Genomic DNA, 11,797 nt, shown 5'->3' with positions numbered 1-11,797 from the left:
CCCCCATTGCCACGCCCACCACGCCGGCCTTGAGCGCCAGGGAGTCATTGATCCCGTCGCCCACCACCATTGGCCGAAAGCCGCTGCCGATTTCGCCCAGCACGCGGTTGAGCTTGTCCTCAGGCAACGCCTGGGCTTCGACATCGCTGATGCCCACGTCCAAGGCCAAGCTGTCGGCCACGCTTTGACGGTCGCCGGTCAGCAGCAATTGGCGGCCCAGGCCCAGCTCACGCAATTCTTGCAGCGCCTGGCGGGCTTCCGGCTTGACGCTGTCAGCCAGCAACAGCCAGGCGAGAAATCGCCCGTTCAGGGCCAGCCCGGCAATCGGGCCGTCATGGTTGGGCACGCCCGTGGTGGCAATGCCCAACTGCTCGAACAACTCCGGACGCCCAAGGGCCGCTTCGCCCTGCTCGGTCTGCGCCACCACGCCGAGGCCCTGGCGTTCGCGGATGTCGGTCAGCATCAACAGTTGTTGCTGGGTAACCAACCCCGCCAGCGCGCGGCTGACTGGGTGACTGCTCGCCGAGCCCAGGCTGGCCGCCAGATTCAGCAACGCCTGCCGGTCCGGCTCAAGGGTTTCGATGGACTGTAATCGCAGCGTGCCAAAGGTCAGGGTGCCGGTCTTGTCGACCACCAGCGAGGTCAAGTCCGCCAGCTCTTCCAGGAACGCCGAGCTGCGAATCAGAATCCCATGGCGCGCCGCCACGGCGATCCCGGCAATCGCCGTGGCAGGTGCCGACAACACCAACGCACAGGGGCACGCCGCCACCAGCACGGCGAGCATCGCCTGGGCGTCATTGGTCACAAACCAGGTGACCGCCGCCAGCAGCAGCACCAACACCATATAACTGCCCGCATAGCGCTCCAGCAGTCGCGTGATCGGCGGCTTGGACCGCTCGGCGTTCTGCATCAGCGCGATGACCTTGCCCAAGGTCGACTCGTTGCCGGTGCGCGTCACTTCAAGACGCAGCAGACCGTCGAGGTTGATCGCCCCGCCAAACACCTGCACGCCGACGCTGGCTTCCAACGGCACCGACTCACCGGTGATCGGCGCCGTGTCCAGACTCGCCTGGCCCGACAACACCACACCATCGGCGGGCACACGGTCACCGGCGCGCACTTCCACGATATCGCCGGTGTTCAGCGTGCCGTTGTCCACTTCAACAATGCTGCCGTCGGCCTGCACCAACCGCGCATGGCTGCGGGTCAGTTTGCCCAGAGCATGGATCGCTTCCTGGGAACCGATCACGCTGCGCTCTTCCAGCACATGCCCAAAGATCATGATGATCGGCAGCAACGCCGCCGTCAGCAGATCCCCCGTAGCCCAGGCGCCAAGCATGGCCAAGGCGATAAGTTGATCGGTAATGCCATGCAGGCTGGGAAACCGCAGGCTGTACCACGCCGAACGCATCACCGGCACGGCCACCAGCAGTGATGCCACACCCAGTAATAGCTGACTGACGCCAGTCTGGTCCGGCGCCAGCCAGCGCCACACCAGACCCAGCACGAGTAATCCCAAGGCCAGCATGGCCAGGGTCAATTGCCGGGCAGCGCTGCGCTGCTCGGCGGACGTCAACATAGGTGCGCTCATTGCTCGGCTCCCTGGATGATCAAGCGGGAGTCGTCTTTAGGGTCGACCGTGGTCACGGAGCCCGCCTGGCCGAGAATCTTCGGCAAGCGCTCGCGGTATAGACGCAGAAGCAAACCCGGGTCTTTGACCTGGGCGAGGCTGGCGACGGTGGCGGTTTGCGCCTGGGCGTTGGCCAAGCGTTCGCTGGCCTGGGCGTGGGCAACCTGCACCACACGGTCAGCTTGCTGATTGGCGGTTTGGGTGAGCTTTTCCGCTTCGGTGCGCGCATTGGCCACCGCTTTATCGGCTTGCTGACTGGCCGTCAGCACCGCATTGAACGCATTCACCGCCGGGCCCGGCAGGCTCGACTGCACATCGACACGGGTGACTTCGATCCCCAAGCCCAAGCCGCTTGAGGTCAACTCCGCCAGCCGCTTATTGATGCCTTGCACCAGGTCACCGCGCAACCGTTCACGACGCTCGGCGGCGCTATTGTCGGCGCCGATCAGTTCCGGGCGCGCCACCAGAATCGTGTCCAGGTCCCGCGCCGCCGTCAGGGCCACGGCGCTGCGCGTGACCAGGCGATCCAAGGCCGGCAACACATGCTCGCCCTGCAATACAAAGAAATACGGTTCGGTGACCTTGTAGAACACCCGCACATCCAGCTGCACCACTCCGGCATCCCCGGTCAGCAGGTAGCCGGAGCCGGCCATGGCATCGCTCAAGGGCGTGGCGAAACTGGCCACGCGGTCAGCCTGCACCGCCGCCTCCGAACGCAGCAGGTTTTCCACCCGCCGCTCGATCACCCGATCGGCGGCCGGCAGCAACACCACCTGCTCAAATGGCTGCGGCCAGGCCAATAGCAAGCCAGCATTCTGGATACGGTCGAGGGCGCCGAAGTGCAGCACCACGGCGCGGTTCTGCGGGTCGATCTGGCGCACATTGGAAAATGCCCAGGCCAACGCCGCCAACACAGTCACCGCGTACAGCGCCATGAACGTCAGGCGCCCGGCCTGAATCCATGGGCTGTCCGGGCTGTCACGCTCGGTCATGGCTGGACGTCCTTCGGTCCGTCCACCAGCGCACGGAATGGTGCGGCGTCGGTGCGCAGGATGATCTTGGTGCCCGGCGTCACCACCGTGCCCAAGGTATCCAGCGAGCGCAGCAAGTTGTACAGCTGGGGATTACCCGCGTAGGCCCGCCCGTAAATCTGCGCGGCCTCGACACGCGATTGCGCTTCGATATCGGCGGCTTTCACCGTGGCGTCGGCCTGCACGATGCGCGCGTCGCGCTCGGCGGCGGAACGGATTTGGGCCGCTTCGCGCTTACCCACGGCAGTGCGTTCGGTGGCGATGGTTTCGCGCTCGGCACGCATGCGGTCGACGGTGGCGGTCAGCGTCACCGAGGGCAACGTCAGCCGCTCGATACCGACTTGGGCCACGCGTACGCCGTAGGTAGTGAGCAATTGTTGATCAATTTGCTGGCGCAACTGCGCCTCGAAATCGGCGATACGTACCTGACTGGCGTCGGTGTTGATCAGGCTGGACAGGTCAAAACTGGCCGCCGTGGTTTCCAGTGCCGAGCCGACGAAGGTGCGAATCTGCCGCGCCGCCTCATCCGGCTGGTTCTGCACCGCACGCATAAAGCGCTGCACATTGTCGGCATCGCCCTGCACCTGCCACGCCACATAGGCCTGCACGATGATGCGCAAGCCATCGCGGGTGCCCACGTCCTGCAAGCCGCTGGAGGTGGTGCGCAGGCGCAGGTCCACCGGGATCGCCGCTTCGAACGGCGCCGGCCAGCGCCAACCAAGGCCCGGCTCCAGCAACACCCGCGACGGGTTGCCGAACCGCGTAATCACCGTGGCTTCGCCGGACCGCACTTGCACCAGGCTTGCCGCAGCGACCGCAAACAATACGAGCAACACGGCCCAGCCCATACGCCGCCAAGGGAATGGACCAGCAGCGTGCTCATCACCGTGATGGTGGTGGCCGTGATGATGGTGATGACCGTGATCGTGAGAATGAGCGCTCAACAGACAGACTCCTTATTGAACGGCTTTACGCGGCACCGAGGGATCGGCCGGCAAGGTAAAAGAACGCAGATCGATCGTCGGTGCGCCATCGGCGCCCAGGCGATGATCCAGAATCAGCAGTTTGGCGTGGGCCAGACCCTGGCTGAGTTGGCCAAGGTACTGCTCCAACACGAAGGCCTGGCCTGCACTGGCATAGGCCTTTTGTTCGGCGGCGAAACGCAGGTCGGCCGCCTGTGCGCCAGTATTCACTTCATGGGCCGTGGCCGTGGCTTGATCGCGGGCAATGCTGGCTTGCAACAGGGCCTGGTTGGTCTGCTCACTGGCGGCTCCGCGCTCGCGGGAGATCAGGGCCTGAGCACCGATCTGCGCAGCTTGCACGCCGTGATAGGCATTGGCGGCACCGGCCGGTGGGTGGATGGCTTCCACAACGGTGGCGAGGATTTCCACACCGCTGTGGAGTTTCTGCAGATCCGCCTGCACCGCGCGCCCCACTTCGTCAGCCAGGCTGGTGCGTTGTTCGCCGAGCAATTCGTCGAGGGTGCGCGAAGCAAAGTCGTGCACGAGGATGCGGCTGGCGGTGCTGCGGATCAGGGTCGGTACATCCGCGCTGTTATACGTCGCCGCCAGCGCGGCCTCGTCGGTAAGGCCAATGCGGTAGACGAAGCGCACATCCATATTGACGATCTGGAAGCCCTGCTTATCGCCGCTGCTGCTGGCGATGACTTGGGATTTGTCATTCACATGGCTGGCGTCCCACAGTCGATTGGCAATCAACGGCGCCGGACCTTCCGCAGGTGTCAGCTCGGGCGAAGCAGTTTCGCTGACGCTGGTGGCCAATTCATGCACCACGCCGTTTTCCACTTTAATGACGCGACCCAATGGCCAAGGCAACCCGGCATGCAGGCCGGGGCCGAAGACTTGCACCGGTTTGCCGAAGCGTTCATAGATCCCACGGCCTTGCAGGGGCACTTCATGCACACCGGTCAGCGCCCAACCGATCGCCAGCACCACCAGCAGCACCGGAAAAAATGCGCGGCGCATGTAGGTAAAGGCCCAGATCTGACGCAGGTCAATGCCGAAGCGGTTGTGCAACTCGTGCTGCAACGCCAGCAACGGTTGTGGCGGCCAGCGCAGCAAACCAGCGATAAAACTTTGCGCCGTCAGGCGGGGTTCAAGATGCGGTTGGCGCGGGCTGAACAATGACAACGCGCCCCTGAGCAGAAACTCCGCCGCCACCAGTGCCGGCAGCAGGCCAATCAACACCGCCAGACGCAACGGCCACACGGACTCGGCACCGGCAAACAGCAGGCAAATCGCGCTGACCACCAGGCAACTGATCGCCACTCGGCTCAACTGCGCCAGTTGCGAAGCTTCCGGCCATTGCGCGGCGGTTTCCTGGGCCAGGCGACGTTCGAACACCAGCAAGCCAAACGCCAGGGCCAAGGCCAACGCGGCGCCAATACTGGCGGACTGACCTACAGCCGAAGCCGGCAACGCCAGGTTCCAGAATTCGATAACGCTAACCAGCGCGAGCAGCGACCAGCCGCCAAGCCACAACACCGGCGCGCCAATCTGCTTGCCAAAGCGCCCAACCAGCCGCGCGTACCCGCCCGTTTGCTCAACCGGTACTTCAACCGCGGGTTCCTCCAGCGCCTGGGCGCGCCAATCGGCCACCCACCACGCCGACTGTAAACCCGCCACCAGCACCAGCAACGCGCAGGCGCTGTTGATCAATACCACCGGCCAGATCGACAGCGGCGCAAACAAGGCGACAAACAGCGCCAGCACCCAACCGGCGACGGCCAGCACTGTCAGGCTGATACCGGCCTGACGCAATCGACGGGCATGGAACTGCCCCTGTTGAAAGCGCGCGAGGCCTTCTACAGAAGCGCCGTCAGCTTCTAGATCAACTTGCATCCCAACACGCCCGTCTGTACACAATTCGTTACGATATAACACGCGACGTGAAATTTTTGTTCGTCAAAAAGCGCTTTTGAACACGACACACATCCCCTGTGACAGGGGGCTTGCTCCCGTTAACGACCTGTCAGTTGGTGCCTGTGCTGGCTGATCCATCGCCATCGGGAGCAAGCCCCCTCCTACATTTGTTTCTCAGTGCTCTCCAGAGCGTGACTAAACCCCCATAAACACGAGCCATCACTGGTAGATCTCATGATTAATCGGCACACTCCAAGCCAGTTTTTCGCGGGCTCACGGACAAGGAAGCGTCACCCCCCATGATTTCGATCTATCAGCTCAAACCGCGTTTTCAAAACCTGCTGCGTCCTCTCGTGCAGCGCCTCTACGACAACGGCACCACCGCCAATCAAATCACCGTTCTGGCCGGAGTGATTTCTCTGCTGGTGGGCCTGCTGATTGCCAGCTTCGCCCAACACCTGTGGCTGTTTGCGTTGATCCCGCTGTGGATGATTGCGCGCATGGCCCTTAATGCCATCGACGGCATGCTCGCCCGTGAATTCGGCCAGCAGTCGCGCTTGGGCGCCTACCTCAATGAATTGTGTGACGTGATCGCGGACAGCGCGCTGATCCTGCCCTTTGCACTGATCCCGGGCGTGAGCCTGGCGCCGGTGCTCTTGGTGGCATTGCTGGCGGTATTCAGCGAATACGCCGGTGTGCTCGGGCCCATGGTCGGCGCTTCACGGCGCTACGACGGGCCGATGGGCAAGAGTGATCGGGCGTTTGTACTCGGCGTGCTGGCCACCGGTGTAGCGCTGGGCTGGCTCGGCGCAGGTTGGGTCGACACGGTGATGTGGCTGGTCGCCGCCCTGCTCGCCTACACCCTGGTCAACCGCGTACGCCAAGGCCTGAAAGAAACCCCTTCCCCTTCTGCATAAGGATTTTGCGATGCGCGAACAGCAAGCACACACCTTCAGTACCCATGATGGCGTCGAGCTTTTTTACCGACACTGGCCGGCCACTTCCCCTGCGGATGGCGAGCCACGCCAGGCGATCGTGCTGTTCCATCGCGGCCACGAGCATTCGGGCCGCATCGCCCATCTGGTCGATGAGCTGAACCTGCCCCAGTTCGACTTCTTCGCCTGGGACGCCCGCGGCCACGGCCAATCCCCCGGCGAGCGCGGTGACAGCCCCAGCTTCGCCACCAGCGCCCGCGACGTGCAAACCTTTTGTGACCATATCGGCGCCACCTACGGCATCGAAGAGGAAAACTTCGCTGTCATCGCCCAAAGCGTCGGTGCGGTAATCGCGGCCACATGGGTGCACGATTACGCGCCGAAAATCCGCGCGTTGGTGCTCGCCTCGCCAGCGTTCAAGGTCAAGCTGTACGTGCCGTTCGCTCGTCCAGGCCTGGCGCTGATGCGCAAGTTTCGCGGCAACTTTTTCGTCAACAGCTACGTCAAGGCCAAGTTCCTCAGCCATGACCCGGAGCGGGTGGCGTCCTACGACAGCGATCCGCTGATCACCAAGGCGATTTCAGTGAATGTGCTGCTGGGTCTGTACGAAGCAGCCGACCGGGTTGTAGCGGATGCCCAGGCCATCCAAGTGCCGACTCAGTTGCTCATCTCCGGCTCCGACTTCGTGGTGCATCGCAAACCCCAGCAGCAATTTTTCGACCGCCTAGGCAGCCTGAAAAAAGAGCTGCATATCCTGCCCGGTTTTTTCCACGACACCCTCGGCGAACGTGACCGCGCCGTGGCGGTGAGCAGTGCCAGGCGCTTTATCCTGCAAAACTTTGCTCACCCGCTGGACCGCGCCTCCCTGCTCGACGCCGACAAACTGGGCGCCACCTGCGCCGAGTCCGAATCCCTCGCCGCGCCGCTGCCGCGCAACTCCCTGCGTGACCTGTACTGGCGCATGACCCGCGCCAGCATGGGCTTGGGCAAGAACCTGTCAGATGGGGTGAAACTGGGCTTCGACACCGGTTTCGACTCCGGCAGTACCCTGGACTACGTCTACCGCAACAAACCCACCGGCAAGGGCGGGCTGGGGCGGATGATCGACACCAACTACCTCAACTCCATCGGCTGGCGCGGCATCCGTCAGCGCAAGCTGAACGTCGAAGAACTGCTGCGCCTGGCCATGGCCAAGTTGCGGGATGAACAGCGTGAAGTACGTATCGTCGACATCGCCGCCGGCCACGGGCGTTACATTCTGGAAGCCTTGCAGGGCGTGTCGCCGCTGCCGGAATCGATCCTGTTGCGCGACTACAGCGACATCAACGTGCGCGACGGTGGCGCGCTGATCCGCGAGAAAGGCCTGGGGGATATCGCGCAGTTCGTCAAAGGCGATGCGTTTGATCGCGCGGACCTGGCGGCGCTGGAACCCAAGCCGACGTTGGCGGTGGTGTCTGGGCTGTATGAATTGTTTGCCGATAACAGCATGGTCGGCGGTTCGCTGGCCGGCCTCGCCGAAGCGGTCGAACCCGGTGGCTACTTGGTGTACACCGGCCAGCCATGGCACCCGCAACTGGAGCTGATTGCCCGCGCATTGACCAGCCATCGCCAAGGCCAGGCCTGGGTGATGCGCCGTCGCAGCCAGGCGGAAATGGACCAACTGGTGGAAGCCGCCGGTTTCCGCAAAATCACCCAGCGTGTGGATGAGTGGGGCATCTTTACCGTGTCACTGGCACAGAAGATCTGAGCATGCGCGAACCCGGTTTGTTGAAACCAGCCGTCCTGTGGCTGCTGCTATTAGCGCCGTTGTTCTTCAGCACCTACGGCTTTGCCACCTGGGTCACCAGCCAGCGCAGCGACGTGGGCACGCTGGTGTTCGGCTGGGAAACCCATATGCCGTTCTGGGCCTGGACCATCGTGCCTTACTGGTCCATCGACCTGCTCTACGGTTTCTCCCTGCTGCTGCCCAGCACCCGTCATGAACTCAAGCAACACGCACTGCGCCTGCTGAGTGCCCAGGTGATCGCGGTGAGCTGCTTCCTGATCTGGCCACTGCGTTTCACCTTCGAGCGGCCCGAGCTGGATGGCGTGTTTGGCTGGTTGTTTGCGGTGTTGGCGGGCTTCGACAAGCCATTCAACCAGGCACCGTCGCTGCACATCGCGCTGCTGGTGATCCTGTGGGTCATGTTCCAACGTCATACCCAAGGTTTCTGGCGCTGGCTGGTGCATGGCTGGTTCGCGTTGATCGGAATTTCGGTGCTGACCACTTATCAACATCACTTTATCGACTTACCCACAGGCGCCCTCGCGGGTTGGATTTGCGTGTGGTTGTGGCCGCTCGAACATCCGAGCCCGCTGCTGAATACGCGGCTTACCCAAGACCGCAAGCGCTGGCAGCTGGGCGTGCGCTACGGCCTGGGCGCCCTGGCGCTGATCATCGTGGCGTTAAGCCTGGGCGGTTGGTGGCTGTGGCTGCTGTGGCCAGCGGTTTCCCTTGGGCTGATCAAGGCGAATTACTTCGTGCTGGGCGCGGCGGGTTTCCAGAAGCGCGCTGATGGTCAGCTCACACCCGCCGCGCGCTGGTTATATGCGCCCTATCTAGTGGCTGCCTGGATCAATTCCCGGCTGTGGACACGCAACCATCCACAGCCCAACGTGATTGTGGATAACGTTTGGCTGGGGCGGATTCCTACCTCAAAGGAGCAGAGTTCATTCAGCGCCATTGTGGATCTATGCGCCGAACTGCCGATTAATCCACAGGGCCGCGCGTATCAATGCATCCCGGTGCTCGATCTGATAGCGCCGACACCCACCGAATGCCGGCAAGCTGCTGAAGCCATCGAACGCCTCCGCGCACGCGGCCCGCTGTTGGTGTGCTGCGCCCTCGGCTACTCACGCAGCGCTACCGCCGTCGCCGCCTGGCTGTTGCACAGCGGGCGCGCCACGACGGTGGACGAAGCGCTGACTATTATTCGTGCAGCACGGACCGATGTGGTCCTGCACCCCGCTCACCGTGAAGCATTGGAGGGTTTGCCCCATGCCCGCTGATATGGAACTCCAGGTGGTGGCCAGCCTGCTGCGCCGTGGCCGTTCGCTGGATCAGTTATCCACAGGACTGACGGTGGCCGGTGTGCTATTCGGCCTGGCCCAATTGCTGATGGCGAGTATTTCGATCATCTGCCTGCTGCTCAGCCTGTGGATGATTATCCTCGGCCTGCTGCAAAAGTACTGGGCGCTGCGCGTGGCCTTCGACGCCGACCTGTTCGCCCTGCTGGCCCGCGATACTGAGCGCACCACCGACCTCGACCAAGCCCTGCAGACCCTCGGCCTGCAATCGCCCAATCGGGCCGGCCGACCTTGGGCCGAGCGCCGTCGCGGCGCCCTCAAATTGTTGCGCAAACAAGCCTGGCTGCTGGGCGCGCAAGCGCTGCTGACCCTGGGCGTGATCCTCGCCAGCCCTTGGCTGCCTTTCGCCGGATAAGGAATCCCCATGTTCGAACCTGTGGTCGCCACGCTGATTACCTCCATGGCCCGCACCGTCACCGGCGCCCGCAGCCTGTGGCTGGGTTGCGCGCCCGTGCCGGTGCAACGCATCTACTTCGCCAACCACAGCAGCCACGGCGACTTTGTGCTGCTGTGGGCCTCGTTACCGCAAAACCTGCGCAAATTCACGCGCCCGGTGGCCGGCAGTGATTACTGGAATAAAAGCGCGCTGCGTCGTTACATCATCAACCGCGTGTTTAATGGTGTGCTGATCGACCGCGAACGCAAGGACCCTGTGGATAACCCTCTACAGCCTATGCTCGCTGCCCTGGAGGGTGGCGATTCGCTGATCATCTTCCCTGAAGGCACGCGCAATCCGGAGGACGGCTTACTGCCGTTCAAAAGCGGCCTGTACCACCTGGCAAAAAGTTACCCACAGGCCGAATTGATCCCCGTGTGGATCGCCAACCTCAACCGGGTCATGCCCAAGGGGCGCGTTTTGCCGCTGCCGTTGTTATGCACAACCAGCTTCGGTGCACCGCTGCAACTGGAAGACGGTGAAGACAAGGCGCTATTTCTAGCCCGCACACGCGACGCCCTGCTCGCCCTCGCCCCGGAGCATGTCTGACATGGATAGCCAAACCCTGATGCTGTTCGGCGGAATCGGCGCGATCCTGGTGCTCGCCTCACTGATCGGCCTGATCCTCAAACTGCGCACCCGTGGCACGCCGAACGCGGTGATCGACAACCTCAACGCCCGTATCAATGCCTGGTGGGTGATGGTGGTGGTGATCGGTATCGCCTTCTGGCTCGGCACCGGTGCGGTGATTCTGTTGTTCTACGCGGTGTCCTTCTACGCCCTGCGCGAGTTCCTCACCCTCACCCCGACCCGACGCAGCGACTACCCGGCGCTGGTGGCCGCGTTCTACCTCGCCCTGCCGCTGCAATACCTGCTGATTTATTCGGACTGGTACGGGCTGTTCTCGATCTTCATCCCTGTGTACGTGTTTTTGCTGCTGCCGATCCTCGCCTCATTGGGCGGCGACACCACACACTTCCTCGAACGTGCCTCGAAAGTGCAATGGGGCTTGATGATCGCGGTGTTCTGCGTGTCTTTCGTCCCGGCCCTGCTGACGTTGGACATCCCCGGCTACGAAGGCCGCAACCTGCTGCTGATCGCCTATCTAGTGATCGTCGTGCAACTCTCGGACGTGTTGCAGTACGTGTGCGGCAAGCTGTTCGGCAAACACAAGATCGCGCCCAACCTGTCACCGTCCAAAACCGTGGAAGGTTTTGTCGGCGGGATTCTGCTGTCCTCCCTGATCGGCGCCGCGCTGTGGTGGACCACGCCGTTCAACCCATGGCAGTCGTTCCTGATCGCCTTGCTGATCAACCTGCTCGGTTTTGCCGGTGGGATCGTCATGTCAGCCATCAAGCGGGATCGGGGCGTTAAGGATTGGGGGCATATGATCGAAGGCCACGGCGGTATGCTGGATAGGCTGGATTCGGTGTGCTTCGCCGCGCCGATTTTCTTCCACCTCGTACGCTACTGGTGGACCTGACCACCAGCATTCTCAGCTCAATGGAGCGCTAAATGTGGGAGGGGCTTGCTCCCGATGGCGGTGTGTCACTCGCTGAAGATGTTGACTGATCCACCGTCATCGGGAGCTCGCCCACTCCCACAAAAGCCGCCGGACACCTGAAGGACATGGCCAACCTCATGGTCAACCGCTCGCTGGCATGCATGGGCGCTCACTAACCCTATAAACATCCCGCCATACGGCGTATCGGCGTCATCTTTTGTATCAAAGACGCTGTAAGATACGCCGCACTTAG

10 protein-coding genes are annotated in these 11,797 nt (G+C 62.7%); 6 read left to right on the top strand and 4 right to left on the bottom strand.

The window, feature by feature from the left end:
• The 4 genes from BW43_RS0127270 to hflK (BW43_RS21415) form a co-directional block, all read right to left on the bottom strand.
• On the bottom strand, positions 1-1,591 hold a 1,591-nt coding region (locus BW43_RS0127270), incomplete at its 3' end, for a cation-translocating P-type ATPase (RefSeq protein ID WP_032885199.1).
• Positions 1,588-2,622: a protease modulator HflK gene (gene hflK / locus BW43_RS21405; protein ID WP_032885188.1), complete on the bottom strand. Its 1,035-nt coding sequence runs from the start codon at positions 2,620-2,622 to the stop codon at positions 1,588-1,590. The genes BW43_RS0127270 and hflK (BW43_RS21405), both read right to left, overlap by 4 nt.
• The gene (gene hflC / locus BW43_RS21410) at positions 2,619-3,608 is read right to left on the bottom strand and encodes a protease modulator HflC (RefSeq protein ID WP_371260679.1); all 990 of its coding nucleotides are present in this window, start codon (positions 3,606-3,608) and stop codon (positions 2,619-2,621) included. The genes hflK (BW43_RS21405) and hflC overlap by 4 nt, the downstream gene beginning before the upstream one ends.
• 9 nt (positions 3,609-3,617) lie before the next feature.
• Complete coding sequence (hflK, locus tag BW43_RS21415; protein ID WP_032885186.1) at positions 3,618-5,522, bottom strand: protease modulator HflK; 1,905 nt, start codon at positions 5,520-5,522, stop codon at positions 3,618-3,620.
• A 320-nt stretch (positions 5,523-5,842) separates the two neighbouring features.
• Between hflK (BW43_RS21415) and BW43_RS21420 the strand changes: the two genes are divergently transcribed.
• Genes BW43_RS21420 through BW43_RS21445 form a run of 6 tightly spaced genes read left to right on the top strand, consistent with a single transcriptional unit; the run spans position 5,843 to position 11,523 of the window.
• Positions 5,843-6,460 (top strand): CDP-alcohol phosphatidyltransferase family protein, encoded by a 618-nt coding sequence (locus BW43_RS21420; protein WP_032885184.1) that lies wholly within the window; start codon positions 5,843-5,845, stop codon positions 6,458-6,460.
• Positions 6,461-6,470: 10 nt separating this feature from the next.
• Positions 6,471-8,225, top strand: a complete 1,755-nt coding sequence (locus tag BW43_RS21425) for a bifunctional alpha/beta hydrolase/class I SAM-dependent methyltransferase (protein WP_032885182.1) — start codon at positions 6,471-6,473, stop codon at positions 8,223-8,225.
• A gap of 2 nt (positions 8,226-8,227) precedes the next feature.
• Complete coding sequence (locus BW43_RS21430) at positions 8,228-9,526, top strand: phosphatase PAP2/dual specificity phosphatase family protein (RefSeq protein ID WP_032885181.1); 1,299 nt, start codon at positions 8,228-8,230, stop codon at positions 9,524-9,526.
• Entirely contained in the window at positions 9,516-9,959 is a 444-nt protein-coding gene (locus BW43_RS21435) for a hypothetical protein (RefSeq protein ID WP_032885180.1), read from the top strand. The genes BW43_RS21430 and BW43_RS21435 overlap by 11 nt, the downstream gene beginning before the upstream one ends.
• Positions 9,960-9,968: 9 nt before the next feature.
• Positions 9,969-10,589 (top strand): 1-acyl-sn-glycerol-3-phosphate acyltransferase, encoded by a 621-nt coding sequence (locus tag BW43_RS21440; RefSeq protein WP_032885179.1) that lies wholly within the window; start codon positions 9,969-9,971, stop codon positions 10,587-10,589.
• 1 nt (position 10,590) lies between these two features.
• Positions 10,591-11,523, top strand: coding sequence for a phosphatidate cytidylyltransferase (locus BW43_RS21445; protein WP_032885177.1), 933 nt, complete (start codon positions 10,591-10,593; stop codon positions 11,521-11,523).
• Positions 11,524-11,797 lie beyond the last annotated feature (274 nt).

The sequence above is a fragment of the Pseudomonas sp. RIT357 genome (genome assembly GCF_000632245.1).
GTDB lineage: Bacteria > Pseudomonadota > Gammaproteobacteria > Pseudomonadales > Pseudomonadaceae > Aquipseudomonas > Aquipseudomonas sivasensis.
This window is presented reverse-complemented; position numbering and strand designations above follow the sequence as displayed.